This window comes from Streptomyces sp. NPDC020747, assembly GCF_044334695.1.
In the GTDB taxonomy this organism is placed as follows: Bacteria; Actinomycetota; Actinomycetes; order Streptomycetales; family Streptomycetaceae; genus Streptomyces.
The window spans coordinates 32802-59257 of the sequence record NZ_JBIRTJ010000030.1; the positions used below are offsets into that span (position 1 = coordinate 32802).

Sequence of the window (26456 nt, forward strand, 5' to 3'; positions counted from 1 at the left end):
TGGTGGCTACGCTCGCCCGCCACCGCAGACCAGGTCGACCGGGCCGCGCCGGGCCCGGGGAACCGCCCGTGACAGGGGGAGCCCATGCCGTCCCACGAACAGCTCAGTGAACTCCTCGATCCCGCGACCACGGTCCTGCTGACCGTCGAGTGCCAGCAGGGTGTCGTCGGGCCGGACAGCGCGCTGCCCGAACTGGCGAAGGAGTTCCGTGCCTCGGGCGCGCTCGCCCAGGTCGCCCGTCTCGTCGCGGCGGCCCACGAGAGCGGCGTACAGGTCATGCACGCGATCGCCGAGCGCCGTCCCGACGGGCGGGGGGCCAACCACAACGCCCGGTTGTTCCGCGCGGCCGAACGTCTGCCGGTGCGGCAGCTGTCGGGGACCACCGCGGTACGTGTCGCGCCGCCCATCGAGGTCGCCGAGGAGGACCTCGTCGTACGCCGTCTGCACGGTCTGTCGCCCCTCGCCGGTACCGACGTCGACGCGCTGCTGCGCAACCTCGGCTGCCGGACGCTGGTCGTGACCGGCGTCTCCGCCAACGTGGCCGTGCCCAACGCGGTGTTCGACGCGGTGAACCGCGGCTACACCGTCGTCGTCCCCAGCGACGCCATCGCGGGGGTGCCTTCCGACTACACCCCCGCGATGATCCGCAACACGCTCGCCCTGGTGGCCACGATCGCCACCACGGACGAGGTACTGGCCTGCCTCAAGCGACCCCGCAGGGTCAGCCGAGCGTGATCGAGTCCCCGCTGACGGTGATCTTGGCGGCGGTGAGGCCACTGGTCGCGGGCCCCTTCTTGACGCTGCCGTCCGTGACGTTGAACTGGCTGCCGTGGGCGGGGCAGGTGATGGTGCCGTCGGCGACGCTGTTGATCTGCTGCTTCTGGTGCGGGCACACCGTCGAGTAGGCCTTGAACTCACCGGCCGTCGGCTGTGTGACGACCACACCCTGGTCGGCGAACACCTTGCCGCCGCCCTCCGGAATGTCGGCGGTCTTGGCCAGCGCCGCGCCACCGCCGGAGCCCGACGACTCGGAGGAGCCGGAAGAGTCGGAGGAGCCGGACGAACTGTCGTCGGAGCCCCCGCAGGCGGTCAGCGTGGCGGCGATACCGGCCCCGCCTAGCGCCGCCAGGAGGGTGCGACGACAGAGCGCCGGCGCAGGCTTGAGCGATTCGCTGGACATAGTGGCGGTCCCTTCCACAGATGTGCAGATGTGCGTTCGTAAAGTCGTGTGTTGATCCAACAGGGGGTACGGGTACGTCACCCGCGCAGTTCAGGCGGTTCAGGAATTGAGCGACTTCTTGATGAAATCGAGATCCAGCCTGAGCAGGGTGTCTATCACGCCCTCCTGTGTGACCAGGTGCGTGGCCCCCGGCAGCGGCAGCACGGTGTGCGGCCGGCCGGCGGCGAGCAGTGCCGCCGAGAACCTCAGCATGTGTGCGGGCGCCACATTGTCGTCGGCCATCCCATGGACGAGCATCAAGGGGCGTGTGAGTTTGTGTGCGTGCGCCACCAGGGAGCAGCGTTCGTAGTTCTCCGGCCGGACGTCCGGGTGGCCCATGAACCGCTCCTTCCAGTGCGTGTCGTACAGCCGCAGATCGGTCGGGGCGGCGCCCGCGACGGCCGCGTGGAAGACGTCGGGCCGGTGCAGCACGGCCCCCGCCGCGAGATAGCCGCCGAAGGACCAGCCCCGGATGGCCACGCGTCCCGTGTCCAGTTCGGGGAAGAGCTCCGCGGCCGCGCGTACGGCGTCCGCCTGGTCCTCGATCACGGGCGTGAGCTGGTCCCCGTGGACGGCCGTCTCCCAGGCCCGGTCGCGCCCCGGAGTGCCCCGTCCGTCGACGCACAGCACCGCGAAGCCCTGGTCGGCGAACCACTGGTTCACGGCGTGGTGCCAGGCGGCGGCCTTCACGACCTTCTGCGCGCCGGGCCCCGAGTACGAGTGCACGATCACGGGCAGACGCCCCGGCCCCGGTTCGTACGACGTCGGCAGGTACAGCGCCGTCCGCAGCTCCCGCTCGCCGAGGGTCAGGAAGCGGGGGAGCGGTTCGGTCACGGGCCGCTCGGCCAGCACCCGGATCCGCCCGGCCGGTCCGCCGTACCGGAGCACGCTCACCGTCTGCCCGTCGAGGGTGGTGCTGTCCAGGACGACGGTGTCGCCCCCGACGGTGGCGCGGTGCACGCCCGGCTCGTCGGTCAGCCGCTCGAAGCCCTTCTCCGGTTCGTACGACCAGACGTGCGTCTCCGTCGGCTCCTCGCTCGCCGTGAAGTAGAGCCGGTCGCCCACCACTCCGAGCAGTGCGTGGACGTACATGCCCTCCGGAGTGCGCGCACCGGTCCCGGTCAGCAGCAGTCCGCGCGAGCCCTCCTGGGTGGTGAGGACGAGACCGGCGGTGGCGGTGGTGGCCGGCGTTCCGGGTATGAACTCCAGCCAGGAGGCGTCCCGGAGATGGTGGAGCGTCGTGGTCAGGCCCGTGGAGGAACCGATCCGGAGCAGATACGCCGAGCGCTGGTCCCGGGTCTGCACGAGGGCGGAGGGTCCGTCGTCGTCCCAGGCCGCGTGCACGACGTACTCGAAGGCCGGATCGGTCCACTCGCCGGCCGGATGCGGCCCGGAGGCCTCCTCGGGGAGCCGTACGTCGACACGGTCGCCGTCGAGCCGCACCACGTGCAGCGACGGCTCGGCGTTGGCGGTGCCCGCGGCCGGGTAGCGGATCGCGCGCGGCGGACGCGTCGGGTCCGCCGGATCGCCGATGAACCACTGCTGGACCGGTGAGTTGTCGACCCGCACCACCAGCAGCGCGTCCCCGTCCGGTGACCACCAGAAGGACCGCGTACGGTCCAGCGACTCCGCCGAGACGTGGTCGGAGAGCCCGTACGTCACCTCCGGGCCCTCCGGCCTGGCCAGCGCGCGGTCGGCCGTGCCGTCGATGCGTACGACGCGCAGGGCGCCGTCACTCACGTACGCGATGCGGGAGCCGTCGGGGCTCGGGCGCGGGGCGACGACCGGGCCCGCGGTGGGGATCCGGCGCGGGACGCCCTCGTCCGTGCGCACGGTCCACAGGGCGCCCGAGAGGGCGAACACGACCAGGCGGACGGCCGCGTCGGTGGCGTACGAGACGATCCCCGCGCTCGTCTCGCGGGCCCGCTCGCGGCGGATCCGCTCGGCCTCCGGGACCTCCCCGCCGTCGCCGAGCGCGAGCGGGTCGGCGAGCAGCCGTTCCTCGCCGTTCTCGTACAGCCACAGCAGGCCCGTCGTGGAGCGGCCGCTCGTGGTGCGCAGAAAGAGGACACGGTCACCGTCCGGTGAGACGGTGAAGCCGCGCGGCACACCGAGGGAGAAGCGTTTCGTACGGGCGTACTGCAGGGGCAGGTCTTCGGCGGTCACAGGTGGTCCCTTCGTGCGAGTGGACGGGGAACGCCCCAGTAACCTGGGGCGATGCTCAAGGAAGTCAGCGCGACCCGCTTCGTCACGCCGTTGCGTGAGGGCGGCTCGCTGCCGGGACTCGTCGAGGCGGACGATCTCGGAACGTACGTCATGAAGTTCACCGGTGCCGGACAGGGACGGAAGACCCTCGTCGCGGAGGTCGTCTGTGGTGAACTCGCCCGTCGCCTGGGCCTGCGCGTACCCGGCCTGGTCACGATCGGACTCGATCCGGTCATCGGGCTCGGTGAACCGGACCAGGAAGTGCAGGAGCTGCTCAAGTCGAGCGGGGGGCTGAATCTCGGGATGGACTTCCTCTCCCGGGCGATCGGCTTCGACGCCCTCGCGCACCAGGTGAGCCCGGAAGAAGCCGGGAAGATCGTCTGGTTCGACGCGCTGGTCAACAATGTCGACCGATCGTGGCGAAACCCTAACATGCTGGTACGACAAGGTGATCTGTGGCTCATCGACCACGGCGCCACCATGATCTGGCACCACAACTGGCCCGGCGCGGCGGCCTCCGCGGCCAAGCCGTACGACGCCTCCGACCACGCCCTCGCGCCGTTCGGCCCCGACATCGCCTCCGCCGCCGCGGAGTTGGCGCCCCGCGTCACCGAGGAACTGCTCGCCGAGGTGACCGCGGCGATCCCGGAGGAGTGGCTGCGGGACGAGCCGGGGTTCGAGTCGACGGAAACGCTCAGGCACGCGTACGCCGAGCCGCTCCTCGCCCGCGCCGCCACGATTCACGAGCGCGTCCGGACGAGCCAGGAGGGCACGAAGTGAGCGAGCGCGACGGCCGTGACGGTCGCGATGTCTACGAGTACGCGCTGCTGCGCGTCGTGCCGCGGGTCGAGCGGGGCGAGTACTTCAACGCGGGCGTGCTCGTGTACTGCCGCGCGAAGTCCTTCGTGGCCGCCCACACCCAGCTCGACGAGACCAAGCTGCGGGCCCTCGACCCGGAGGCGGACGCGGCCGGGATCAGGGCCGCTCTGCGGGCCGTCGAGGGCGTCTGCGCCGGGGGAGCGGCGGCGGGCCAGGCCGCGCGCGACGACGCCGGGCGGCGCTTCCGCTGGCTGATCGCGCCCCGCTCCACTGTCGTCCAGCCGGGGCCCGTGCACACCGGGCTCACGGCGGATCCCGCCGCCGAGGCGGTGCGGCTCCTCGACCTGCTGGTCAGGTAATGGCTCACACCCGCCGAGCAGGCCGTTGACACTGGGTGCCAAGGCTTCTAGCGTCACATCTGCTGAAGGTACTAAGCGGTCGCTCACCGGAGGGGCGTACCGTGAGAGCCGCAGGTTTGGTCTTTCAAGGGCTTCCCAAGGGCGAGGAGAACCAGCAATGTCCACCTCAGAGCAGCGCGTCGCCGTAGTCACCGGTGCCGCGCGCGGCATCGGCGCCGCGACCGCCGTACGACTGGCCGCCGAGGGCCGCGCCGTCGCGGTGATCGACCTCGACGAGGCCGCGTGCAAGGACACCGTGGAGAAGATCACCGCCGCCGGCGGCAGGGCGATCGCGGTGGGCGCGGACGTCTCCGACGAGGCGCAGGTCGAGGCCGCCGTGGCGCGCGTCGCCGAGGAGCTCGGGGCGCCGACGATCCTGGTGAACAACGCGGGCGTGCTCCGCGACAACCTGCTGTTCAAGATGAGCGTGTCGGACTGGGACACGGTCCTGAACGTGCACCTGCGCGGCTCCTTCCTGATGACGCGGGCCGTCCAGAAGTACATGGTGGACGCCAAGTTCGGCCGCGTCGTCAACCTCTCCTCCTCCTCGGCGCTCGGCAACCGCGGCCAGGTCAACTACTCCGCCGCCAAGGCCGGTCTGCAGGGCTTCACCAAGACCCTCGCGTTCGAGCTCGGCAAGTTCGGCGTCACCGCGAACGCCGTCGCGCCCGGCTTCATCGTCACCGACATGACCGCCGCCACCGCCGAGCGGGTCGGCATGGGCTTCGAGGACTTCCAGGCCGCGGCCGCCACCCAGATCCCGGTCCAGCGCGTCGGCAACCCGGACGACATCGCCAACGCGATCGCCTTCTTCACGGGCGACGCGGCCGGGTTCGTCTCCGGCCAGGTGCTGTACGTGGCCGGCGGACCGCTCAACTAGGGCCGGGGGACAAGGGACATGACCACTGTGGAACTCTCGGGCAAGGTCGCCCTCATCACCGGCGCGAGCCGCGGCATCGGCTACGGCGTCGCCGAGGCGCTGCTCGCCCGCGGCGACCGGGTGTGCATCACCGGACGCAACGAGGACGCGCTCAAGGAAGCCGTCGAGACGCTCGGCGCCGACCGTGTCATCGGCGTCGCGGGCAAGGCCCACGACGAGGCCCACCAGGCCGTCGCCGTCGAGCGCACCATGGAGGCGTTCGGCCGCGTCGACTTCCTGATCAACAACGCCGGTACGAACCCGGTGTTCGGACCGATCGCAGACCTCGACCTCAACGTGGCACGCAAGGTGTTCGAGACCAATGTCGTCTCCGCGCTCGGCTTCGCCCAGCGGACGTGGAAGGCGTGGCAGAGCGAGAACGGCGGCGCGATCGTCAACATCTCCTCGCTCGCGGGCGTCCAGGCCTCGCCGTTCATCGGCGCGTACGGCATCAGCAAGGCCGCGATGATCAACCTGACGCTTCAGCTGGCGCACGAGTTCGCGCCCAGGGTGCGGGTCAACTCCATCGCGCCCGCCGTCGTCAAGACGCAGTTCGCCAAGGCCCTGTACGAGGGCCGCGAGGAGGAGGCGGCCGCGGGCTACCCGCTCGGCCGGCTCGGCGTCCCGTCGGACATCGGCGGCACCGCCGCGTTCCTCACCTCGGAGCAGTCGGACTGGATCACCGGGCAGACGCTGGTGGTCGACGGCGGGAAGTTCCTCAACGCGGGAGTCTGACGGCACTTCGCGGACGCCCGGGCGGCTTGGCTGAAAACCGCCCGGGCATTCGCCGATCAAGAGCGCACCAGCGAAGGACACCGTTTCGACACCGTACGGCCATACCTGCTGATCAAGGGCCTTGCCATTGTGAAGGCCCACGCGGCCGGGCGCTGCGGTATCGTGCGCCCACCCTTGTGCTATGGCCGATCGAGGAGCGTGCGCGTGTTCAAGCGGGACAGATACCTGCGTCAGATGGGGGCGATCACGTCCATATCCCTGGTCGCCGGATGCGGAGTATTCTCCTCGGACTCCTCCGACGAGGGGAAGTCGATCCTCGTGGGAACGACCAGTGAGCCCAGCACACTGGATCCGGCGGCCTCCTGGGACAACTCGTGGGAGCTGTTCCGCAACGTCCACCAGACCCTCCTGAACTTCCCCACCGGCGCGTCCGAGCCCGAACCCGACGCCGCCGAGAAGTGCCGGTTCACCGACGGTGCGAGCACCGTGTACAGCTGCAAGCTGCGCGAAGGGCTGAAGTTCTCCAACGGCCACACGCTGGACGCGAAGGCCGTCAAGCACTCCATCGACCGGATCAAGAAGATCAACGTCAACGGCGGCCCCGCCGGTCTGCTGAACACCCTCGCCCGGGTCGACGCGAAGAACGACCGGGAGGTCGTCTTCCATCTGAACCAGCCCGACGCGACGTTCCCCTTCGTGCTCTCCACGCCCGCCATGTCGATCGTGGACCCCGCGGACTACCCCGCGAACGCGCTCCGCAAGGACGGCAAGGTCAGTGGCTCCGGGCCGTACAGCCTGGAGTCCTACGAAGAGGGCAAGCAGGCCGATCTCGTCAAGAACGGCAACTACAAGGGCATCGCGGACCGGAAGAACAGCGCCGTCACCATCCGCTACTTCCGGGACTCGGCCGCGATGGCCGACGCCCTCAGGGACAAGCAGATCGACGTCGTCTACCGCGGTCTGCCCGCCTCGGACATCGTGGACATCCAGGACAACGGCGGGGGTGAGGGTCTCCAGCTCGTCGAGAACCCCACCACCGAGATCAGCTACCTGGTGTTCAACCCCAAGGACCCGTGGGCCAAGAAGGCCTCGGTCCGCAAGGCGATCGCCCAGGTCGTCGACCGGCCCGCGCTCGCCCACAACATCTACAAGGACACCGTCGAGCCGCTGTACTCGATGATCCCCAGGGGCCTGGTCGGGCACACCACGGGCTTCTTCGACGACTTCGGGAACCCCAGCTCCGCCAAGGCCAAGCAGATCCTGGCGAACGACGGCATCACCGAGCCCGTACCGATCACCCTCTGGTACACGACCGACCGCTACGGGTCCCAGACCAAGCCGGCCTTCGAGGAGCTGAAGCGGCAGCTGGAGGCCTCCGACCTGTTCAAGGTCACGCTCAAGAGCCGCCCCTGGAAGACGTACGTCTCGGGTTACCAGAAGGGCGAGTACCCGGTCTTCGGGCGCGGCTGGTTCCCCGACTTCCCGGACGCGGACAACTTCATCGCCCCCTTCGTGGGCGAGCAGAACGCGCTCGGCACGCCGTACGACACCCCTGAGATCACCGACAAGCTGATACCCGACTCGCGCCGGGAGAGCGACCGCGGGGCGGTGGCACCGGAGTTCGAGAAGGCCCAGCAGATCCTCCTGGACGACGCCCGTCTGCTGCCGCTGTGGCAGGGCAAGCAGCACGTCGCCGCGAACGAGGAGATCGGCGGCGCGGAGAACGCCATCGACCCGGCGACGATGATGGCGATGTGGGAGCTGTACTGGAAGACGAGCTGGTAGCTAGGACCGGCTGGTGGCGCGGGCAGTTGGGCGCTCGGGCCCGATTGTCAGTGGGCGCCTGTAGGTTCTGTGCTCTGACGGTGGCCGTGCCTCGCGCGGCCGCCCACGGCCGTGTGTTCCGCGGCCGTGAAGTGAGCGCACACCGGAGGAAGTTGACGTGACCGACACCGCCATGCTGCCCGAGTCCTGGCGCGGCGTCCTGGGCGAAGAGCTCCAGAAGCCCTACTTCAAGGAGCTCACCGAGTTCGTCGAGGAGGAGCGCGAGAAGGGTCCCGTCTACCCGCCGCGCGAGGAGGTCTTCGCCGCGCTCGACGCGACGCCGTACGAGAGCGTGAAGGTGCTCGTCCTCGGCCAGGACCCGTACCACGGCGAGGGCCAGGGCCACGGCCTGTGCTTCTCGGTCCGTCCGGGTGTGAGGACCCCGCCCTCGCTGCGCAACATCTACAAGGAGATGCAGGCGGAGCTGGGTACGCCGATCCCGGACAACGGCTATCTGATGCCGTGGGCCGAGCAGGGCGTCCTGCTGCTCAACGCGGTGCTGACGGTCCGCTCCGGCGAGGCCAACTCGCACAAGGGGAAGGGCTGGGAGAAGTTCACGGACGCGGTGATCCGGGCCGTGGCCGACCGGCCCGACCCGGCGGTCTTCGTCCTGTGGGGCAACTACGCGCAGAAGAAGCTCCCCCTCATCGACGAGGAGCGGCACATCGTGGTGAAGGGCGCGCACCCCTCGCCGCTGTCCGCGAAGAAGTTCTTCGGCTCGCAGCCGTTCACGCAGATCAACGAGGCGGTCGCCAAGCAGGGCCACGACGCGATCGACTGGCGGATCCCCGACCTGGGCTGACAATCCCCGACCTGGGCCGGCATCGCGTCACGGCGGCACCCTCGTCACCACGGCGTGCGCCACGAGCCGTCGTCACTACGAGCCGTCACGACCCACTGCTACGAGGACCCGGTCCGGCCGCGCGCCGGGCCGGGTCCTGCTGGTGAGAGGGACCGGTTCGGCCGGTCGACGGGTCCCGGCCGTTCGGTCGGTGGGTCCTCCCAGGTCCGTCGGTGGATCGCCCGTCACCGTCCTGGCCCAGTGGCGCGCGGGCCCCCCGGGGCTGCCTGAGCTCGATTGTCAGTGTCTGCCGTTAGCGTCGGGAGAAGTGACGGAACGACCGGCGCGGGCGCTGCGGCCGGCGGACGAGCGTGGAGGACGATCCGGTGGCGGAGCAACAGGAACAGGCGGCGGCGGACGCGATGATGACCAGGATCGGGCAGGTCGCCATGCTCCTCCACGGCGGTGACCGCGAAGAGGCCCGAGGCCGTTTCCTGGACCTGTGGGCCGAGATCGGCGAGGACGGCGACGCGCTGCACCGCTGCACACTCGCGCACTACATGGCCGACGCCCAGGACGACCCCGCGGACGAACTGGTCTGGGACCTGCGGGCCTTGTCTGCGGCGGACGGGCTGACGACGGACGGACCCACGGACGTGCGGATCGCGGAGCACCAGCCGTCGCCCGCGGTGCGGGCCTTCTATCCCTCCCTGCATCTGAGCCTCGCCGTCGACTACGCGAACCTCGGCCGCTCCGAGGCTGCCCGCGGCCATCTGCGCCGGGCCCGCGACACCGTGGGCGTCCTCGGCGACGACGCGTACGGGGACGGTGTCCGGGCGGGCATCGGCCGCCTGGAGCTGAGGCTCGACGAGGAGGGGCCGTCGGGCGGGGCGCCCGAACCGACGCCGGGTCAGACGCCGGGGCAGGGGAGAGGCCCGGGAGGCGAGACGCTGGGGCCGCCGCGGCAGCGGCCCTAGAAGTCGTCGCACGATCGTCCGGCTCCTGGCTCCCGGCATCCGGCTCTGGTACCCGGCTCCTGGCACTCGGCCTCCGGTTCCGGCACTCGGCCTCCGGCACGGTCCCTGCGGCCCGGTGGTCCATCCGTACTCGGCGCGGATCCGGGAGCGGGGCGTCGGGCGTACTGCTTACTGGGCGCCGCCCGGGCTTGTACAGCGGACCCGTGGATCGGAGCCCGGGTCGGTCAACGTCCGTACACGTCCTTGCAGATGGTTGCCTGCGGGCTGTCCGGGTTCCAGCCGCCGTACTGCCTGCCCAGGGCGCACACGTCCGCGCCCACCGGAGCCGTCGCCCTGGGCTGACGGGGAACCGCGGGGCGCTCCGGCCGCTGGGGCTCCGGGCGTCGCGGCGGATCGGCGGCGGCACGACGGGGAGGGGCCGCCGGGGCCGCGGCGGGTGCCGGAGGGGTCGTACGGCGGGGTGTGGACGCGGGGGCCGACGGGCGCCGGGACGGGCCGATCATCTCCAGGGCCTCCCGGGCCGGCGCCTGCACGATCTGGGGCTCGGCCCTGCCGCCCGGGCGCGGCTCCGAGGCCGGAGCGGGCGCGGACGGGGCGCCGGGAGCGAGCGGTCGCTGGACGGTCACACAGCCTGAGACGGCCGAGACGGCCACGGTGACCAGGAGCGTTGCGGTGGTCGCGGTTCGATGCACCCGCGCAACTCTGCTGTGTCCGCCCCCATTTGGGGAGCTGACAAGCGGAGGATGCCCCGCATGGGTGAACGACCGGTGCGTCCCTCAGTCGCCCGTGACTCCGTCGATCCGCTCGCGGATCAGGTCGGCGTGACCGTTGTGGCGGGCATACTCCTCGATCATGTGGGTGTAGATCCACCGCAGGTTGAAGGGCTTGTCGGTGAACCTGCTCCTGCCTTCGGACAGGTCGTCGAGCGTGAAGCGCGCCGCGTTCCGCCGGGCGACCCCGATCTCCCGCTGCCAGGTGCCGTGCGCCTCCTCCCAGGTGTCCGCCTCGGTGAGGTGGAACTCGCCGTCGCGGTCCTCGTCGCTGTAGTAGATCGGGCCGGGATCGTCGCCGACCAGCACCTTGCGGAACCAACTGCGCTCCACCTCCGCCATGTGCCGGACGAGCCCGAGCAGGGAGAGTTCGGAAGGGGGCACCGAGGCGGTCCTGAGCTGGGCGTCGTCCAGGTCCTGGCACTTCCATGCGAGGGTTTCGCGGTGATGGTCGAGCCAGCCCTCCAGCATGGCTCGTTCGCCGGCGTCGATCGCGGGTTCGCTGCGCTCAATCGTCATGCCCGCATCATCGCGGAGGGCCGACCGGCGGCCCAATCCTTTCCGGGGTACGCCGCCCGACCGCCATCGCCCGCAAGGCGGTCCGGACAGCCCGTCTCAGACATGATGCGCGGCCGTCCCGGCATGGCCCCGCGCGATGTCGCGGTCGCCGCGGTGTCGAAGGCCGGACCCGCCCTCTTCCTGCGGAGTTTCGACGGAATCGCCGGCCGGGGGCCGTCACGGGCGCCGTATGCTTCCGAGGAGACACGGGTGAGCACGTCCTGGATGTGTTGACCGGACATGTCGGTTCCCCGGAGGAGACCCCTGTGAAGGTCGGCTGCATCGGACTCGGAGACATCGCGCAGAAGGCGTATCTGCCGGTGCTCGCCACCAGGCCGGGGCTCGAACTGCATCTGCACACGCGGACGCCCGCCACCCTCACCAGGGTCGCCGACAGCCTCCACCTCCCGGCCGGGCAGCGTCACACCGACCTCTCAGAGCTGCTCGCGCAGGACCTCGACGCCGCGTTCGTGCACGCGCCCACGCACGCGCACCCCGAGATCGTGACCCGTCTCCTCGAAGCGGGCGTGGCCACATATGTCGACAAGCCGATCGCGTACGAACTCGGCGACTCCGAACGTCTGGTGAAGCTCGCGGAGGAGCGGAACACCAGCCTGGCCGTCGGCTTCAACCGGCGCTACGCACCCGGGTACGCGCAGTGCGCCGACCACCCGCGCGAGCTGATCCTGATGCAGAAGAACCGCGTCGGCCTGCCGGAACAGCCCCGCACGATGATCCTGGACGACTTCATCCACGTCGTGGACACCCTGCGGTTCCTGGCGCCGGGCTCGGTCGACGACGTGACCGTGCGGGCCCGGGTCGAGGACGGACTGCTGCACCACGTCGTGCTCCAGCTCGCCGGGGACGGGTTCACGGCGCTCGGCGTGATGAACCGGCTGAGCGGCTCGAACGAGGAGATCCTCGAAGTCTCCGGGCAGGACACCAAGCGTCAGGTCGTCAACCTCGCCGAGGTCATCGACCACAAGGGCCAGCCGACGATACGCCGCCGCGGCGACTGGGTGCCGGTGTCCAGGCAGCGCGGGATCGAGCAGGTCGTGCTCGCGTTCCTCGACGCGGTGCGCGCGGGCAAGGTGCTCAGCGCCCGGGACGCGCTGGCGACTCATGAGCTGTGCGAGCGGGTGGTACGTGCGGTGACGGACCGGCCCGCCTGACCCGCAACGACCGGGCACCCTCCGTGGCGCCCAGGGCGGCCAGGATCAGCAGCGCCGCGTACACCGGCCACTCGCCGAACCGCGCGTACGGGGTGACACCGTGTGCCAGCGGTACGTCGTACACCTGCGAGGCGCTGGCGTCGGTGCCGAGCCAGGAGCCGACGCGCTCACCGCTCGGGCCGTAGACCGCGGAGACGCCGGTGAGCGTCGCGTGGACCATCGGCCGGCCCGTCTCGGCGGCCCGCAGCGCCGCCAGCGACGCGTGCTGCTCGGGCGCCCAGCTCTGCTGGAACGACGAGGTCGCCGACTGGGCGAGCAGCAACTCGGCGCCGTCCCGCGCGAGATGACGGCTCATGTCGGGGAACGCCGACTCGAAGCAGACCATCGGGCCGATCCGCAGTCCGTTCCCGACGTCCATCACCACCTGTTCGGTACCGCGCATACGGTCCTCGCCCGCCGCCTTGCCCACGGACGTGGCCCAGCCGAGGAGGGAACGGGCCGGAACGTACTCGCCGAAGGGCACGAGCCGCATCTTGTCGTAGCGGTCGCCGGTCGGCCCCTCGGGGCCCACGAGCACCGAACTCTTGTATATGCCGGGCCGGTCGGAGCGGCGCGCGTCCACGTTGACCAGGATGTCCGCGTCCACTTGGCGGGACAGTGCGGCGAGCCGGTCCGCGAGGTCGGGGCGGTCGGCGAGGTCGAAGCCGACGCTGCTCTCGCCCCACACCACGAGGTCCACGTCCTGCCCGGCCAGTCGCCGGGTGAGCGTCTCCTCGCGCGCGAACCGTTTCTCCGGGCCGCCGACGCCGTCGATCACGCCGGGCTGCACCACGGCGATCCGGACCCGGCCGTCGATGTCCGGCCTCGGGGACCACACCCAGGCCGCCGAGGTGGCCGCGGCCGTCGCGAGCAGCCCGGCGACCGCGGGGACACGGGACTGCCGTACGGCGACGAGGACGGCGACCGTGACGTTCACGGCGACGAGCAGGAAGCTCAGCAGCCACACCCCGCCCACCGAGGCCAGCCGCAGTGCGGGCTCCACGTCCCACTGACTCGAACCGAGCAGACCCCAGGGACCGCCCAACCCCTCCCAGGAGCGCACGAGTTCGACCATCAGCCAGGCGGACGGCAGCACGAACAGGGCGGCGACGACCTGGCCCGCCGAGGGCACACCGGCCAGGAACCTGCGGGTCAGCCAGCCCCACGGAGCCCAGAGCGCGCCGAGCAGCGCCGCTATCAGGACGGTGAAGACATGCAGGCTCGGCAGCAGCCAGTGGTGCACGGCCAGCATGAAACCGAGCCCGCCGAGCCAGCCGTCGTACGCCGCCCGCCGGGCCGTCGGAGCCGAGCGGACGAGCAGGATCCACGGCACCAGCGCGACGTACGCGAACCACCACAGGGACGGCGCCGGGAAGGTCAGCATCGGCAGCGCACCCGCGAGCACGGCCGCGGCGCCGCGCCACCAGGGGGAGCCGAGGCGTCGGCGCCAGTCAGCGGCGGACAGCTTCATGCAGCGCCTCCCTCGACCCCCGAAGCACGGTGCGTGACTCCAGTGTGCGCGCACCGGGACGATCTACGTAAGGGGGTATCCACTCAGGTGGGCACGCGCGAACAGGCCGACCGCGGGCTCAATGGGCGGCGGGTTCCTGCTGCGTCTGCGTGACCCGGCGCCACTTCTCGTGGACGACCACCTCACGCAGCCGCCAGCCGTTGTACGTCCGCACCAGCCCGAAGTCGTACCGGCCGCCGCACACGAAGTCGGGCTCGGTCGATCCGCCGTCTTGTCCCGCGAACCGCATCGGATTGACGTAGTCCGCCTGGATCCGGGCCGTGTCGCCCGTGTCCTGCTCCAGCGCCCCGAACCGCACCCGCCGGTTGACGATCAGATGCTGCCGCATCGGGAACAGTTCCATGGTCTGCGCGAGCCATCCGGCGATCTGCCCCGCGTCCCCCTCGATACCGCCCGCAGACCTGTAGTCCGCCCGCCCGTCCGGCGCGAACAGTCCGCGGTACGCCTCCCAGTCCCCGTCGTCGACCGCCACCGCGTACTCGGTGACCAGTCCGTCGACCGCGAGCCGGTCCATTACCGTAGCCAGTTCCACGCGCTGAGTCATCGGCTCAGTGTTGGCCACGGGGAGGTCGGCGCCAAGGGGCGTGCAGGGATATTCAACGGCGGTTCGCCGTATGGACCAACGGACCCGGTCCCGGGAGACGATCAACCGTCCTGTCCTGGTCCGGGCAGGACCACGGATCACGCATCAGAGATCACGCGTCAAAGATCACGAAGGAGCGCACATGTCTCGTCCCGTCACGGTCGTCACGGGTGGCAGCCGGGGGATCGGTGCCGCCACCTGCCTGCGGCTGGCGGCGGACGGCCACGACCTGGCGGTCGGGTACGCCCGCGACGGCGAGGCCGCCGAGCGGACCGCGACCGCCGTACGCGAGGCCGGTGCGCGGTGCGTGACGGTACGCGCGGACACCTCCGACGAGGCGGACGTCGAGCGGCTCTTCGACACGGCGGCGGAGCGGCTCGGGGCGGTGACGGGCCTGGTGAACAACGCCGGCGTGACGGGTCCGCTCGGGCGGCTCGCCGACACGGACACCGCCGAGCTGCGCCGGGTCGTGGAGGTCAACCTCCTGGGCACGCTGCTGTGTTCGCGCAGGGCCGCGCGGGACATGGCGTTCCGGGGCGCCGGTGTCATCGTGAACGTGTCATCGGCGGCGGCCACGCTCGGCAGCCCCGGGGAGTACGTCCACTACGCGGCCACCAAAGCGGCGGTCGACGCGCTGACGGTGGGCCTTTCGAAGGAACTCGGTCCCGACGGCATCCGTGTCAACGCCGTCGCCCCGGGCCTCATCGACACGGAGATGCATGCGGCGATGGGGGATCCGGACCGTCCGGCCCGCCTGGCGCCGTCGATTCCGCTGGGGCGGCCGGGGGATCCCGCGGAGGTCGCGGCGGCCGTGGCGTGGCTGCTGTCACCGGAGTCGTCGTATGCGACGGGAGCGGTGCTGCGGGTGGCAGGGGGTCGGTGAGGTGAGGGGCCGGGCCTGGTGGCGGGCCCGCACGCTCAAGAGGCCCTCACTCCGCGGACATCACTCGCCGGGCGTCACGCCGCCTCGATGACCTCATGACGTATCGCCGCGGCCCACTGCACGACCAGCAGTTCGTACTCGGCCCTCTCCTGGGCCGACAGGGAACCGCCGGCGCGTATCCATAACGCGCGGATCTGCTCATTCAGCACGGCAGCAGACCGCGCGGAACCAGGGCTCACGGAATTGGGGGACATGCGCACAAGCGTAGGGCCAAGGACTGACAGTGCGCTACCAAACGGCTACCCATGCAGTATGTGGTTGGTCACGCCAAAGACGTTTGAGAGGCGATGGGTTGGGGGAGAGGGTCGGCCGCCGTTCCGAATCACCGCTGGTCGGCCCAGGTGCGGGACCAGTCGAGCAGGGGCCCCATCGCCGTCACGAGGTCCTCGCCGAGGGGTGTGAGGCGCCAGGTCGTCTCGTCGGTGGGTGCCGCGACGCCGGCCTCGCGGAGGTCGGTGAGGCGGGCGGACAGGACGCTGGACGACATGGCGTCGCAGCGGCGCTGGAGGTCGCGGAAGCCGATCGGCGCACCGCTCCGGTGGAGTTCCCAGATCACGCGGAGCGTCCAGCGGCGGCCCAGCAGGTCCAGCGCGGCCATGACGGGACGACCGGTGGCCGAACCGCGCACGGGTCGGCCGGGACGGGGTGCCGTGCCCAAGACGCCTTCCCTCCCCGTCGGTTGTCTCACCGCGACTCGCGGACCTCGCAGTGTCTCGGCGCGCGCCTCGGTGTGTCTCGGCGAACCGGCGACCGTGCCTCACTGAACCGACAACTGCCGACGCGTTCCTTTGCGTTCCCACCCTTGCGCTTCGATTTCAGAAGCGCAAGGGTCGGAAGGCATGAAGCAACGCATCGACGGCGTCACGCCGCCCCATGACCCCGAATCCGAACGCGAGTTGCGCCGCTGGATGCCGCCCGGCGTCACCCACGAACCCCTGATGCTCTTCAAGGTCCTGCAGCGCCACCCCGACCTCGCCTCCCGCATGAGGACCCTCGGCGCGGGCCTGCTCGTCCACGGCCGGCTCTCCGACGCCGACCGTGAGTTGGTCATCGCCAGGGTCGCGGCCCGCTGCGGCTGCGCGTACGAGTGGGGCGTTCACATGGCCGCCTACGCCGAAGCCTCCGGTCTGGGGCCGGAGCGGATTCCCCTGACGGTGACCGGGACCCCGGCCGATCCGGCCTGGACGCCCCGCCAGGCGGCCCTGCTCCGGGCCGTGGACGAACTCCACGAGACGGCTCGCCTGTCGGACGACGGCTGGACCGGTCTCCGCGCCCACCTCGACGAACTCGAAGCCCTGGAGTTCCTGGTCCTGTCGGGCTGGTACCGGACCATCGCGTACGTGGCCAACGGGCTTGAGATCGAACAGGAGCCGTGGGCGCGGGCGTTCCCGGAGGGGTGAGCCGACCGGGGCCGCGGACAGCCGTGGAACCCCGCGGATAATCGGGTGCCCCCAAGAGCCCGCCCCGCTACGGTGGTTGACGTCCAGGTGTGAAGGCCGCGACCACCTCTGGACACCGAGCACGGGCCGCCCGCCACGGGGGAAATCAGGCGGGCGGCTCCGTCATGTCGGGGGTTCCTGCGAGGACTGCGGCCGTCAGCCCGCAGACTCGGCCGCGTGCGGGCTCAGCGCGCCCATGCTGACCAGCACGATGATCAGGATGCCGAGCAGGATGCGGTAGTAGACGAACGGCATGAAGCTCTTGGTCGTGATGAACTTCATGAACCAGGAGATGACGGCGTAACCCACCAGAAAAGCGATGACCGTCGCGAAGATCGTGGGGCCCCACGAGACATGGCCGCCCTCGCTCGCGTCCTTCAGCTCGAAGGCGCCGGACGCGAGGACCGCCGGGATGGCGAGCAGGAACGAGTAGCGGGCCGCGGCCTCGCGCGTGTAGCCCATGAGGAGGCCGCCGCTGATGGTGGCGCCGGAGCGGGAGACGCCGGGAACGAGGGCCATCGCCTGGCAGACGCCGAAGATCAGGCCGTCCTTCACGCTCAGGTCCTGGATCGACTTGCGCTCCTTGGCGACCCGGTGCTTCCCGCCCGTCTCGTCGCGCGCCGCGAGCCGGTCGGCGACGCCGAGGATGATGCCCATCACGATCAACGTCGTCGCGGTGATGCGCAGATCGCGGAACGGCCCCTCGATCTGGTCCTTGAGAGTGACGCCCAGCACACCGATCGGAATCGAGCCGATGATCACGAGCCAGCCCATCTGCGCGTCGTGATCACTCCGCATCGCCTTGTTCGTGAGCGAGCGGAACCACGCCGAGATGATCCGCGCGATGTCCTTGCGGAAGTAGATCAGTACCGCCGTCTCCGTACCGATCTGGGTGATCGCGGTGAAGGCCGCCCCCGGGTCCTCCCAGCCCGCGAACGCCGCGGTCAGCCGCAGGTGCGCGCTGGACGAGACAGGAAGGAACTCGGTCAGCCCCTGGACGAGTCCGAGGATGAGGGATTCAAACAGAGACATGAAGTTTCGTGATCCAAGTGCTGAGGGCGGGAGCGGAGTGAATGGCCGGACGGACGTGCCGTGTTGTCGTCTGCGGTGATCGGGCGCGCCCGGGGCAGCGTAGCGCCCCTCGGGAAGCGTGTGGCGACAGGGCCTCCCTGCCGCGGACCCCGCCACGGTGACCAGGGTGTTGACCCGCCATGACGCCGCCGCTTACGTTTCCGCGAGGAGTGAAAGCGCTTGCTGCGATCGATGGCCATCTCGTGGTCACCGAGGAGGGCAGGCGTCCGCCAGAACCGCTGTCACGTCCGATGGAGTGCTGATCACGTCCATGCGTACCTCACGCGACGCCACCACCAGCAAGACGACCGAGCACGAGGACATCGAGCACGCGAGCAACCAGTACGAGAGCACCGAGCGCGAGAGCCGACCGGCCGTCCCGCTCGACGGCCGGCGGATCAAGGCCGCCGTCATCGGGACCGGCGCCATCGCCTCCGGCAGCCATCTGCCCGCACTCGCCGCGCTCGCCGCCGAGGGCGAGGTGGACATCGTCGCCGCGGTCGACATCGACGCCGACGCGGTGAAGCGCTTCTGCGCGGACGGTGGTGTTCCGCACGGCTACACCGATCTCGACCGGATGCTGGCGGAACAGCGCCCGGACCTCGTCTCCATCTGCACCCCGCCGACCCTGCACCGCGACCAGACCGTCGCCGCCCTGCGCGCCGGCGCCTGGGTGTGGTGCGAGAAGCCGCCCGTGCCGACCCTCGCCGACTTCGACGCCGTGGAGGCACAGGAGGGGACCGAGGGCGGCCCGTACGCCTCCATCGTCTTCCAGCACCGGTTCGGCTCGGGCGCCCGGCACGTACGGCGTCTGATCGCCGACGGGGCCATGGGGCGGCCCCTCGTGGCGCACTGCCAGACCACCTGGTACCGCGACGCCGCCTACTACGCCGTGCCCTGGCGCGGAAAGTGGGAGACCGAGGGCGGCGGGCCCGCCATGGGACACGGCATCCACCAGATGGACCTGCTGCTCGACCTGCTCGGGCCGTGGAGCGAGGTGCGGGCCATGGCCGGGCGTCTGGTGCACGACGTGCAGACGGAGGACGTCTCGACCGCGCTCGTGCGCTTCGAGAGCGGCGCGCTCGCGACCGTGGTCAACAGCGTGCTCAGCCCGGACGAGGTCAGCCGGATCCGCGTCGACTGCGAGCACGCGACGGTCGAACTCACCCATCTCTACGGGCACAGCAACGAGAACTGGCGCATCACCCCGGCGCCGGACGCGCCCATCGAGGACGTGGCGGCCTGGCAGGACTTCGGCGCCGACGTGCCGAGCTCGCACCTGGCCCAGCTGCGTGACCTGGTCGCGAGCATGCGCGCGGGCGAGCGGCCGCGCAGCAGTGGTGCCGACGGGCGCACCAGCCTGGAGCTGATCACCGCGCTCTACAAGTCGGCGTTCACGGACGTCACCGTCCGCGCCGGCGAGATCGGGCCCGGCGACCCCTACTACACCGCCCTGCACGGCGGCGCGCCCGGCTGGGCACCCACGACGCACGAGGAGGCATCGGTATGACCGCACAGGACGGCCTGCGCATCGTCCACGCCCACGGCGACCGCATCACGATCACCGAACCCACCACCGGTGTCGACCTGTTGAGCTACGTGTACGGCCCCGAGGCGGCCTGGGAGGCCCCGAAGCCGTATCTGCACCCGCTCAAAACGCTCGCGGGCAACGTTGTCACGGACTACCGGCCCAACGACCACCGCTGGCACAAGGGCCTGCAGATGACCGCCTCTCATCTGTCGGGGGCGAACCTGTGGGGCGGCAACACATACGTTCACGGAGAGGGGTATCTCGAACTCCCTGAGCGTGTCGGGTCGATGACACACGTCAAGTTCGACGAGGTGCGCGCCGACAGCGACCGCGTGGTCATCGCCGAGCGGCTCACCTGGCATCCGTACGACGGCTCGCTCTGGGCGGAGGAGGAGCGCCGCGTAGAGGTGCACGACGTGGACCCGGTGTCCGGATCCTGGGCGCTGACCTGGACGACCTCCGTCACCAACCGCCGTGACGAGCCCCTGCGGTTCGGCAGCCCCACGACGGCCGGGCGGGAGATGGCCGGCTACACGGGCCTGTTCTGGCGCGGCCCCCGCGGCTTCCGGGACGGCCGGATCATCGGGCCCGACGGTGAGGGCCCCGACCTGATGGGTGAACAGGCGCCCTGGCTCGCGTACTCCGCGGAGCACGACGTCGCCGACGGGTACGCGACGCTCGTCTTCGCGCACGCCCCCGAGAACGACCACACGGGCGAGGGCGGTGCGCACCCGGCCCACTGGTTCGTCCGCAACGAGCCGTTCGCGGCCGTCGCCCCCTCCTTCGCCTTCTTCGACGAGCTGGAACTCGCACCCGGCGAGACCCTCACCCGTCGTTACCGCGTCGTCGTCGCCGACGGTGCCTGGGAGCGCGAGGAGATCGCCAAGTACCTGGCGGTGCACCCGTGGTGAGCGCGGCCGAGGGCTTCGCCGGGCTCCCCGGAGGCGTCGCCGTCTCGCACCTGTCGGTCTACGACTGGCCCGCCGACGACGGGGTGTGCGGCGGAACTCCCCATCTGCACCTGACCTGTTCGGAGGCATACGTCGTCACCGGCGGGCGGGGCGCGGTGCAGACCCTGACGGCGTCCGGGTACGAGGTCACACCGCTCGCGCCCGGCACGGTCGCCTGGTTCACGCCCGGCACGATCCACCGGCTGGTCAACGAGGACGATCTGCGCATCACCGTCCTCATGCAGAACAGCGGGCTTCCGGAGGCCGGGGACGCGGTGCTCACCCTGCCGCCGAAGTACCTGACCGACCCGGAGACGTACGCCGCCGCGACGGTCGTTCCGGCGGACGCGCCCGAGGAGGAGAAGGAGCGGTTCGCCCGCGCCCGGCGCGACCTCGCCCTGGAGGGATACCGCGCGCTGCGCGAGGCCGACGGGCCCGAGCCGCTCGCCGCGTTCCAGCGGGCCGCCGCCGAGCTCGTACGCCCCCGGCTCGCCGAGTGGCGTGAGCGGTGGCGGCGGGGTGCCGAGGCGGCGGCCGCGGCGACCGGGGAACAGCTCGACCGGCTGGAGCGGGGGGACGTGTCCCACCTCGCCGACGCCGTCGTACGGGCCGAACAGCCGTCCGCGTACGGGAAGTTCGGGATGTGCGGGCGGCTCGACGTGTACCGGGGGGCGTAGCACCGGCTCCGGCGGGCAACGTGAGCGGCGACGTCCGGACTACGTCGCCGCGGGTCCCGTCGCCGTCCACCCCGGGGCCTGTGGGTGGGCCGTCAGGTCGTCGTGCCGGACCGCCTCGCCGCACTCGGCGCAGGTGACGACCGGGACCAGTTCGTGGCCGCCCGCGTGTCCGGGGCCGCCGACGTGTTCGAGCACCATGGGGCGATCGCCGTCGTTGAGATGGCGGTCGCCCCACGCCATGAGCGTGAGGAGTACGGGCTCCAGCTCCAGACCGGCCCGCGTGGGCCGGTACTCGAAGCGCGGCGGCTTCTCGCTGTACGCGACCTTCTCCAGCACACCGGCCTCCACCAGCCGCTTCAGGCGGCTCGTCAGCACGTCGCGCGGGGCGCCGATGTTGCGGACCAGCTGGTCGAACCGTGTGGCGCCCAGGGTCACCTCGCGCAGGACGAGCAGGGAGTACTTCTCGCCGACGAGCGCGAGGGTGTCGGCGATCGAGCAGGGGCGGGCGTCCTTCATGCGACCCAGTCTATGGGGGTGGGTTGGTTCTTCCAACCCACTGGGTTACCGTGGGGGCACACAGTGGGTTTGGAAAGCAAACCCTGTGACTTCGAGGGGCCGGACCATGCGTGACGCAGTCATCGTCGAAGCCGTACGCACTCCGATAGGAAGGGGCAGGCCGAACGGCTCGCTCGCCCACGTCCATCCCGTGGAACTGCTCGCACACACCCTCCGTACGCTCGTCGAGCGCTCCGGCGTCGATCCCGCGCTGATCGACGACGTGATCGGCGGGACGGTCGACCAGGTCGGCGAGCAGGCCATGAACACCACGCGGTACGCGGTCCTGTCGGCGGGCTTCCCCGAGTCGGTGCCCGCGACGACGGTCGACCGCCAGTGCGGGTCCTCCCAGCAGGCGGTGCACTTCGCGGCGCAGGGCGTCATCTCCGGGGCGTACGACCTGGTCGTGGCCTGTGGCGTGGAGTCCATGAGCCGTGTGCCGATGTGGTCGAACGTGCCGGAGGGCAAGGACCCCTTCGGGCCCGGAGTCGCCGAGCGGTACCCCGAAGGGCTGATTCCGCAGGGGATCAGTGCCGAGCTGATCGCGGCCAAGTGGTCGCTCTCGCGCGAGGAGATGGACACCTTCGCGGTGGAGTCGCACCGGAAGGCCGCGGCGGCGTGGGAGAGCGGGCTGTTCACCGACGAGGTCGCGCCTCTCGACGGCGTGACCCGGGACGAGTGCGTTCGGCCCGGCAGCAGCACGGAGGTCCTGGCCGGTCTGAAGCCCGCCTACTACGACCCGGCCTTCGGCGAGCGCTTCCCGCAGATCGACTGGAACGTCACCGCGGGCAACGCCAGCCCCGTCAACGACGGCGCGTCCGCCGTGCTCATCACGTCGAGCGAGACCGCGGCCCGGCTCGGTCTGCGGCCGCTGGCCCGGCTGCACAGTTTCGCCGTCACAGGGTCCGACCCGCTGCTGATGCTCACCGGAGTCGTCCCCGCCACGGTGAAGGTGCTCCGCAGGGCCTCGCTCACTCTCGACGACATCGACCTCTTCGAGGTCAACGAGGCCTTCTCCAGCGTCGTGCTCGCCTGGCGTCAGGAGACGGGCGCCGACCTCTCCAAGGTCAACGTCCACGGGGGCGCCATCGCCATCGGCCACCCGCTCGGCGCGAGCGGCACACGGCTCACCACCACGCTCGTCCACGCGATGCGGGCACGCGGTGCCCGCTACGCCCTCCAGACGATGTGCGAGGCGGGCGGCCTGGCGAACGCGATGGTGCTGGAGGGGCTGTAGGCGGGTGCGGGTGGGGCACGCGGGCTTTGGAGGAGCCTTTGGAGGATCACGAGCTGGGCCACGGGTTGGGAGCGACGCGGGCCGGCCGCCCGGGGAGCGTTGATGGGCGACGGCTGTGCGGACACCGGCGCGCTGCGCCCGCACAGCAGGGGGCGCTGCCGACCTGATGGCTGTGTGTACGGCGTCTCGCGGGCCGGCCCCCGGGCAGCCAAGCGGACGGCGGCCCGGCCTCCGCCCGACGGCCTCGCGGTTGGAGGTGTCTCCCCTCGGGCAGCCCCCGAGGAACCCGCCTCAGCGGTCCCGGAAGTGGTGGCGCTTGCGCCAGGCGATGATCGCTCCCGCGAGGGCGGGGAGGGCGATGAAGGCCATGGCGATCAGGAAGGCGGGGGACGTCGGGGCAGAGGCGCGGGCGCCGGCGACGACGTACGCGGCGGTGTTGGGGATCGAGCCGAGGCCCGTGGCGAGGAGGAAGGGGAACCAGCCCATGCGGGAGACGGACGCGCAGTAGTTCGCGGCCCAGAACGGCACTCCGGGGAAGAGCCGCGCGGCCATCATCGAGCGGAAGCCGTGACGGCTGAGCTGGCCGTCCGCCGCCGTCAGCCAGCGGCCGCGGAGCAGTGGCCGCAGCGCGTCCTGCCCGAGCATCCGGCCGAGCCCGAAGGCGATCCCGGCCCCGAGCACCGTACCCCCGAGCGAGGCCCCGAGGCCCAGCTGTGAGCCGAACAGGGCGCCCGCCGCCAGATTGAGGAGCGGCCGGGGTACGAACGCGACCGTGCACAGCCCGTACGCCACGGCGAAGACCACGGACGCCGCCGCACCGTTCAGCTGTGGCGGCCAGCCATCGGCCAGCAGCTTCTGGGGCTCCAGCAGCAGCACCGTCGCGCCCGCCGACACCAGCAGCGACACCAGCAGTGAGAACCGGCACCACGGAGAGAGCAGTGCTCTCGTCCAGCGGGCGGCCGGACCTGTCGGCGCGGTGGCGAACTCGGTGGGGACGAGTTCCGTTGCGGGGACCGGGGGAGTGGCCGTGGCGGTGCCCCCAGAGCGGGTGGTGGCATCGAGCATCCGGTGACACTAACCGACCGGTGTGTGTGATCGCCGTATGGTTCGTCTCATGGGCGTCACAGCTTCCGGAACGTCAGACGGCCACTTGGAGCTGCCGCGCAGCGCCCTCGCGGACACCGTGCTGGAGCGGCTCACCGTCACCTACGCCGCGGCGGCCGATCCCCGGCGGGCCGGGGAGATGCGCGCGTACATGAAGGACATCGCCCCTTTCCTGGGCCTGACCACGCCCGATCGCCGCGCGCTCTCCCGCACGGTCCTCGACGGAACACCCCGTCCGGACGAGGCCGACTGCACGGCGGTGGCGCTGCGCTGCTGGCGGCTGCCGGAGCGCGAGTACCAGTACTTCGCCGTCGACCAGCTGCGTCGGCATGTGAGGCGTCTCTCGTCCGGCTTCCTGCCCGTGGCACGTCATCTCGTCTCCACTGTCCCTTGGTGGGACACCGTCGACGCGCTCGCCGCCCATGTGGTCGGCGGTCTCGTGGCAGCCGACCCGAAGCTGAGGACCGACATGGACAGGTGGATCGCGGACGACGACCTGTGGGTCGCCCGGACCGCCCTCCTCCACCAGCTCCGCTACAAGGACACCACCGACACCGAACGCCTCTTCGGGTACTGCGTCCGTCAGTCCGGGCACCCCGACTTCTTCATCCGCAAGGCGATCGGCTGGTGTCTGCGTGAGTACGCCAAGACGGATCCGCGGGCGGTACGGGACTTCGTCGCCGGCGAGCGGGACCGCCTCTCACCGCTGTCCGTGCGCGAGGCGCTCAAGAACATCGGCCCCTGACACACCAGACCATCGGCTCCTCGCACAGCAGAGCACCGGTGCCTCACAAAGCAGACCATCGGCACCTCGCACACCTGCGGAAACACCCGGCTCCCCGCGTCCCACGGCCGCGAAAAACCATTCGACGCGGTCATGCGCGTCGGCGATGATCTCCTCATGTTCCGGTACGCCTTCCTCCTCGCAGCGTCCGCAGTCGCGGATGCGCCGAAGGCTGCCGTCCTGATCACCTTGGCCGCCGCAGACGGCGCCCGAAGCTGACCCTTCCCGGATCGTCCGGCGGACCCCGCAGGGGGAGGGTCGGCAAGTCCTTGGGGTCCCCGTCCCGGCCGCTCTGACGCCGGGGCCATCACTCAGCTCCGCTGACACCGAAGAGGCTTCGAGGTACTGCCATGCCCAAGACGGCTTACGTGCGCACCAAACCGCATCTGAACATCGGCACCATGGGTCATGTCGACCACGGCAAGACCACCCTGACCGCCGCCATCACCAAGGTCCTCGCCGAGCGCGGCTCCGGCACGTTCGTTCCCTTCGACCGGATCGACCGCGCGCCGGAGGAGGCCGCGCGCGGCATCACCATCAACATTGCGCACGTCGAGTACGAGACCGACATCCGGCACTACGCGCACGTGGACATGCCGGGCCACGCCGACTACGTCAAGAACATGGTCACCGGGGCCGCGCAGCTCGACGGGGCGATCCTCGTCGTCTCCGCACTCGACGGGATCATGCCGCAGACCGCCGAACACGTGCTGCTCGCCCGGCAGGTGGGTGTGAACCACATCGTGGTTGCGCTCAACAAAGCCGACGCGGGAGACGAGGAGCTCACCGACCTCGTGGAGTTGGAGGTCCGCGAGCTGCTGACCGCGCACGGCTACGGGGGCGACTCCGTACCGGTCGTACGCGTCTCGGGACTCAGGGCGCTGGAGGGCGACCCCCGGTGGACCGAGGCGATCGGTGCGCTGCTCGACGCCGTGGACACGTATGTGCCCATGCCGGAGCGGTACTTGGACGCGCCGTTCCTGTTGCCGGTGGAGAACGTGCTCACCATCACCGGCCGCGGCACGGTCGTCACGGGAGCCGTCGAGCGCGGCACCGTCCGCGTGGGCGACCGCGTCGAAGTGCTCGGCGCCGCCGTGGACACGGTCGTCACCGGCCTGGAGACCTTCGGCAAGCCCATGGACGAGGCGCAGGCCGGCGACAACGTGGCGTTGCTGCTGCGCGGTGTACCCCGTGACGCGGTGCGCCGCGGGCACATCGTCGCGGCGCCCGACAGCGTCGTACCGAGTCGTCGCTTCTCCGCGCAGGTGTACGTCCTGTCGGCGCGCGAGGGCGGTCGTACGACGCCGGTGTCCACCGGCTACCGGCCGCAGTTCTACATCCGCACCGCGGACGTCGTCGGCGATGTCGACCTCGGCGAGCGGGCGGTCGCGCGGCCCGGCGACACCGTCACCATGACGGTCGAGCTGGGACGCGACGTGCCGCTGGAGCCGGGCCTCGGCTTCGCGATCCGCGAGGGCGGCCGCACGGTCGGCGCCGGGACGGTGACCACCGTCGGCTGAATCCGGCGCGGTCGCGTGGGTGTCCACCCCCCGTTTCGTACGGAGGGTGGACACCCACGTCTGACGGGGTGCCCCGCGCGCACGTTGGCGCCCACTCGTGCCCGTACGGGCACAA

The 26456-nt window shown here is 70.9% G+C and carries 28 protein-coding genes; 17 read left to right on the forward strand and 11 right to left on the reverse strand.

Translation table 11 applies throughout. The annotated features are described in order from the left end of the window. Nucleotides 1–84 precede the first annotated feature (84 nt). Nucleotides 85–735 carry a cysteine hydrolase gene (locus ACH4YP_RS46045; RefSeq protein ID WP_361064739.1) on the forward strand — a complete coding sequence of 217 codons (651 nt, stop codon included), beginning with the start codon at nt 85–87 and terminating at the stop codon, nt 733–735. Here the strand turns inward: ACH4YP_RS46045 and ACH4YP_RS46050 are convergent. Both ACH4YP_RS46050 and ACH4YP_RS46055 read right to left on the reverse strand, forming a co-directional pair. Next, complete coding sequence (locus ACH4YP_RS46050) at nt 722–1180, reverse strand: Rieske (2Fe-2S) protein (protein ID WP_361064741.1); 459 nt, start codon at nt 1178–1180, stop codon at nt 722–724. The two genes, ACH4YP_RS46045 and ACH4YP_RS46050, sit on opposite strands and share 14 nt — an antisense overlap. Nucleotides 1181–1279: 99 nt before the next feature. Beyond that, nucleotides 1280–3385 carry a prolyl oligopeptidase family serine peptidase gene (locus ACH4YP_RS46055; protein ID WP_361064744.1) on the reverse strand — a complete coding sequence of 702 codons (2106 nt, stop codon included), beginning with the start codon at nt 3383–3385 and terminating at the stop codon, nt 1280–1282. Between the two features lie 51 nt (nt 3386–3436). Between ACH4YP_RS46055 and ACH4YP_RS46060 the strand changes: the two genes are divergently transcribed. From ACH4YP_RS46060 to ACH4YP_RS46090, 7 genes are all read left to right on the forward strand, one after another. Continuing rightward, on the forward strand, nt 3437–4204 hold the full coding sequence (locus tag ACH4YP_RS46060) for a HipA family kinase (RefSeq protein WP_398497402.1): 768 nt from the start codon (nt 3437–3439) through the stop codon (nt 4202–4204). After that, nucleotides 4201–4602 carry a DUF3037 domain-containing protein gene (locus tag ACH4YP_RS46065; protein ID WP_398497404.1) on the forward strand — a complete coding sequence of 134 codons (402 nt, stop codon included), beginning with the start codon at nt 4201–4203 and terminating at the stop codon, nt 4600–4602. Before ACH4YP_RS46060 ends, ACH4YP_RS46065 begins: the two co-directional genes overlap by 4 nt. A 157-nt stretch (nt 4603–4759) precedes the next feature. Further along, nucleotides 4760–5521: a 3-oxoacyl-ACP reductase FabG gene (gene fabG, locus ACH4YP_RS46070; RefSeq protein WP_361064752.1), complete on the forward strand. Its 762-nt coding sequence runs from the start codon at nt 4760–4762 to the stop codon at nt 5519–5521. 18 nt (nt 5522–5539) lie between these two features. Further along, nucleotides 5540–6295, forward strand: coding sequence for an SDR family oxidoreductase (locus tag ACH4YP_RS46075; RefSeq protein WP_361064755.1), 756 nt, complete (start codon nt 5540–5542; stop codon nt 6293–6295). 204 nt (nt 6296–6499) lie between these two features. Further along, nucleotides 6500–8080: an ABC transporter substrate-binding protein gene (locus tag ACH4YP_RS46080; RefSeq protein ID WP_361064758.1), complete on the forward strand. Its 1581-nt coding sequence runs from the start codon at nt 6500–6502 to the stop codon at nt 8078–8080. A 157-nt stretch (nt 8081–8237) separates the two neighbouring features. Then, nucleotides 8238–8921, forward strand: coding sequence for a uracil-DNA glycosylase (locus ACH4YP_RS46085; RefSeq protein WP_361064761.1), 684 nt, complete (start codon nt 8238–8240; stop codon nt 8919–8921). Between the two features lie 365 nt (nt 8922–9286). Continuing rightward, nucleotides 9287–9877 (forward strand): hypothetical protein, encoded by a 591-nt coding sequence (locus ACH4YP_RS46090; RefSeq protein ID WP_398497407.1) that lies wholly within the window; start codon nt 9287–9289, stop codon nt 9875–9877. A gap of 224 nt (nt 9878–10101) precedes the next feature. Here ACH4YP_RS46090 and ACH4YP_RS46095 read toward each other — a convergent pair whose 3' ends face one another. Beyond that, nucleotides 10102–10569 carry a hypothetical protein gene (locus ACH4YP_RS46095; RefSeq protein WP_398497408.1) on the reverse strand — a complete coding sequence of 156 codons (468 nt, stop codon included), beginning with the start codon at nt 10567–10569 and terminating at the stop codon, nt 10102–10104. A gap of 84 nt (nt 10570–10653) precedes the next feature. Then, nucleotides 10654–11166: a DinB family protein gene (locus ACH4YP_RS46100; RefSeq protein WP_361070833.1), complete on the reverse strand. Its 513-nt coding sequence runs from the start codon at nt 11164–11166 to the stop codon at nt 10654–10656. Nucleotides 11167–11471: 305 nt separating this feature from the next. Here ACH4YP_RS46100 and ACH4YP_RS46105 point away from each other — a divergent pair, with 305 nt between their 5' ends. Then, nucleotides 11472–12377 (forward strand): Gfo/Idh/MocA family protein, encoded by a 906-nt coding sequence (locus ACH4YP_RS46105; RefSeq protein WP_398497410.1) that lies wholly within the window; start codon nt 11472–11474, stop codon nt 12375–12377. Here ACH4YP_RS46105 and lnt read toward each other — a convergent pair. After that, nucleotides 12301–13887 carry an apolipoprotein N-acyltransferase gene (lnt, locus tag ACH4YP_RS46110; protein ID WP_398497412.1) on the reverse strand — a complete coding sequence of 529 codons (1587 nt, stop codon included), beginning with the start codon at nt 13885–13887 and terminating at the stop codon, nt 12301–12303. The two genes, ACH4YP_RS46105 and lnt, sit on opposite strands and share 77 nt — an antisense overlap. Nucleotides 13888–14005: 118 nt before the next feature. Next, entirely contained in the window at nt 14006–14491 is a 486-nt protein-coding gene (locus tag ACH4YP_RS46115; protein ID WP_189845265.1) for a nuclear transport factor 2 family protein, read from the reverse strand. Between the two features lie 181 nt (nt 14492–14672). Between ACH4YP_RS46115 and ACH4YP_RS46120 the strand changes: the two genes are divergently transcribed. Next, nucleotides 14673–15413, forward strand: coding sequence for a glucose 1-dehydrogenase (locus ACH4YP_RS46120; RefSeq protein WP_398497413.1), 741 nt, complete (start codon nt 14673–14675; stop codon nt 15411–15413). Nucleotides 15414–15487: 74 nt separating this feature from the next. On the opposite strand, the gene ACH4YP_RS46125 is transcribed toward ACH4YP_RS46120, so the two are convergent. Both ACH4YP_RS46125 and ACH4YP_RS46130 read right to left on the reverse strand, forming a co-directional pair. Continuing rightward, nucleotides 15488–15667 (reverse strand): hypothetical protein, encoded by a 180-nt coding sequence (locus ACH4YP_RS46125; RefSeq protein ID WP_055617124.1) that lies wholly within the window; start codon nt 15665–15667, stop codon nt 15488–15490. 128 nt (nt 15668–15795) lie between these two features. Continuing rightward, complete coding sequence (locus tag ACH4YP_RS46130) at nt 15796–16071, reverse strand: winged helix-turn-helix transcriptional regulator (RefSeq protein ID WP_398497437.1); 276 nt, start codon at nt 16069–16071, stop codon at nt 15796–15798. Between the two features lie 241 nt (nt 16072–16312). Between ACH4YP_RS46130 and ACH4YP_RS46135 the strand changes: the two genes are divergently transcribed. Then, entirely contained in the window at nt 16313–16873 is a 561-nt protein-coding gene (locus ACH4YP_RS46135) for a carboxymuconolactone decarboxylase family protein (RefSeq protein WP_361070846.1), read from the forward strand. A gap of 195 nt (nt 16874–17068) precedes the next feature. Here the strand turns inward: ACH4YP_RS46135 and ACH4YP_RS46140 are convergent, their stop codons facing one another. Beyond that, a complete protein-coding gene (locus ACH4YP_RS46140) occupies nt 17069–17944 on the reverse strand; it encodes an undecaprenyl-diphosphate phosphatase (protein ID WP_398497415.1) in 876 nt (291 codons plus the stop codon). Between the two features lie 310 nt (nt 17945–18254). Between ACH4YP_RS46140 and ACH4YP_RS46145 the strand changes: the two genes are divergently transcribed. The 3 genes from ACH4YP_RS46145 to ACH4YP_RS46155 are packed head-to-tail and all read left to right on the forward strand — an operon-like array spanning nt 18255 to nt 21141. Continuing rightward, on the forward strand, nt 18255–19493 hold the full coding sequence (locus ACH4YP_RS46145) for a Gfo/Idh/MocA family oxidoreductase (RefSeq protein WP_361070851.1): 1239 nt from the start codon (nt 18255–18257) through the stop codon (nt 19491–19493). Next, nucleotides 19490–20425 (forward strand): PmoA family protein, encoded by a 936-nt coding sequence (locus tag ACH4YP_RS46150; protein WP_398497416.1) that lies wholly within the window; start codon nt 19490–19492, stop codon nt 20423–20425. The genes ACH4YP_RS46145 and ACH4YP_RS46150 overlap by 4 nt, the downstream gene beginning before the upstream one ends. Continuing rightward, on the forward strand, nt 20422–21141 hold the full coding sequence (locus tag ACH4YP_RS46155) for a cupin (protein WP_361070857.1): 720 nt from the start codon (nt 20422–20424) through the stop codon (nt 21139–21141). The genes ACH4YP_RS46150 and ACH4YP_RS46155 overlap by 4 nt, the downstream gene beginning before the upstream one ends. Before the next feature lie 39 nt (nt 21142–21180). On the opposite strand, the gene ACH4YP_RS46160 is transcribed toward ACH4YP_RS46155, so the two are convergent. Then, nucleotides 21181–21657: a winged helix-turn-helix transcriptional regulator gene (locus ACH4YP_RS46160; RefSeq protein ID WP_398497418.1), complete on the reverse strand. Its 477-nt coding sequence runs from the start codon at nt 21655–21657 to the stop codon at nt 21181–21183. Between the two features lie 106 nt (nt 21658–21763). Here ACH4YP_RS46160 and ACH4YP_RS46165 point away from each other — a divergent pair, with 106 nt between their 5' ends. After that, nucleotides 21764–22933: a thiolase family protein gene (locus ACH4YP_RS46165; RefSeq protein WP_398497420.1), complete on the forward strand. Its 1170-nt coding sequence runs from the start codon at nt 21764–21766 to the stop codon at nt 22931–22933. A gap of 291 nt (nt 22934–23224) precedes the next feature. Here the strand turns inward: ACH4YP_RS46165 and ACH4YP_RS46170 are convergent, their stop codons facing one another. Further along, nucleotides 23225–23998, reverse strand: a complete 774-nt coding sequence (locus ACH4YP_RS46170) for a TVP38/TMEM64 family protein (protein ID WP_398497421.1) — start codon at nt 23996–23998, stop codon at nt 23225–23227. 49 nt (nt 23999–24047) lie between these two features. Between ACH4YP_RS46170 and ACH4YP_RS46175 the strand changes: the two genes are divergently transcribed. Together ACH4YP_RS46175 and tuf are read left to right on the forward strand one after the other, a co-directional pair. Next, complete coding sequence (locus ACH4YP_RS46175) at nt 24048–24782, forward strand: DNA alkylation repair protein (protein WP_398497423.1); 735 nt, start codon at nt 24048–24050, stop codon at nt 24780–24782. A gap of 389 nt (nt 24783–25171) precedes the next feature. Then, the gene (gene tuf / locus ACH4YP_RS46180) at nt 25172–26341 is read left to right on the forward strand and encodes an elongation factor Tu (protein WP_398497424.1); all 1170 of its coding nucleotides are present in this window, start codon (nt 25172–25174) and stop codon (nt 26339–26341) included. Nucleotides 26342–26456: the final 115 nt, after the last annotated feature.

What these genes read in the sequence shown, in the direction of transcription:
- ACH4YP_RS46060 (WP_398497402.1), top strand. Translation starts at nt 3,437, where the DNA reads ATGCTCAAGGAAGTCAGCGCGACCCGCTTCGTCACGCCGTTGCGTGAG.
- ACH4YP_RS46150 (WP_398497416.1), top strand. Translation starts at nt 19,490, where the DNA reads ATGACCGCACAGGACGGCCTGCGCATCGTCCACGCCCACGGCGACCGC.
- ACH4YP_RS46045 (WP_361064739.1), top strand. Translation starts at nt 85, where the DNA reads ATGCCGTCCCACGAACAGCTCAGTGAACTCCTCGATCCCGCGACCACG.
- ACH4YP_RS46120 (WP_398497413.1), top strand. Translation starts at nt 14,673, where the DNA reads ATGTCTCGTCCCGTCACGGTCGTCACGGGTGGCAGCCGGGGGATCGGT.
- ACH4YP_RS46100 (WP_361070833.1), bottom strand. Translation starts at nt 11,166, where the DNA reads ATGACGATTGAGCGCAGCGAACCCGCGATCGACGCCGGCGAACGAGCC.
- ACH4YP_RS46050 (WP_361064741.1), bottom strand. Translation starts at nt 1,180, where the DNA reads ATGTCCAGCGAATCGCTCAAGCCTGCGCCGGCGCTCTGTCGTCGCACC.
- ACH4YP_RS46170 (WP_398497421.1), bottom strand. Translation starts at nt 23,998, where the DNA reads ATGCTCGATGCCACCACCCGCTCTGGGGGCACCGCCACGGCCACTCCC.
- tuf (WP_398497424.1), top strand. Translation starts at nt 25,172, where the DNA reads ATGCCCAAGACGGCTTACGTGCGCACCAAACCGCATCTGAACATCGGC.
- ACH4YP_RS46140 (WP_398497415.1), bottom strand. Translation starts at nt 17,944, where the DNA reads ATGTCTCTGTTTGAATCCCTCATCCTCGGACTCGTCCAGGGGCTGACC.
- ACH4YP_RS46075 (WP_361064755.1), top strand. Translation starts at nt 5,540, where the DNA reads ATGACCACTGTGGAACTCTCGGGCAAGGTCGCCCTCATCACCGGCGCG.
- ACH4YP_RS46135 (WP_361070846.1), top strand. Translation starts at nt 16,313, where the DNA reads ATGAAGCAACGCATCGACGGCGTCACGCCGCCCCATGACCCCGAATCC.
- ACH4YP_RS46145 (WP_361070851.1), top strand. Translation starts at nt 18,255, where the DNA reads ATGCGTACCTCACGCGACGCCACCACCAGCAAGACGACCGAGCACGAG.
- ACH4YP_RS46165 (WP_398497420.1), top strand. Translation starts at nt 21,764, where the DNA reads ATGCGTGACGCAGTCATCGTCGAAGCCGTACGCACTCCGATAGGAAGG.
- fabG (WP_361064752.1), top strand. Translation starts at nt 4,760, where the DNA reads ATGTCCACCTCAGAGCAGCGCGTCGCCGTAGTCACCGGTGCCGCGCGC.
- ACH4YP_RS46115 (WP_189845265.1), bottom strand. Translation starts at nt 14,491, where the DNA reads ATGACTCAGCGCGTGGAACTGGCTACGGTAATGGACCGGCTCGCGGTC.
- ACH4YP_RS46175 (WP_398497423.1), top strand. Translation starts at nt 24,048, where the DNA reads ATGGGCGTCACAGCTTCCGGAACGTCAGACGGCCACTTGGAGCTGCCG.
- lnt (WP_398497412.1), bottom strand. Translation starts at nt 13,887, where the DNA reads ATGAAGCTGTCCGCCGCTGACTGGCGCCGACGCCTCGGCTCCCCCTGG.
- ACH4YP_RS46125 (WP_055617124.1), bottom strand. Translation starts at nt 15,667, where the DNA reads ATGTCCCCCAATTCCGTGAGCCCTGGTTCCGCGCGGTCTGCTGCCGTG.
- ACH4YP_RS46160 (WP_398497418.1), bottom strand. Translation starts at nt 21,657, where the DNA reads ATGAAGGACGCCCGCCCCTGCTCGATCGCCGACACCCTCGCGCTCGTC.
- ACH4YP_RS46130 (WP_398497437.1), bottom strand. Translation starts at nt 16,071, where the DNA reads ATGGCCGCGCTGGACCTGCTGGGCCGCCGCTGGACGCTCCGCGTGATC.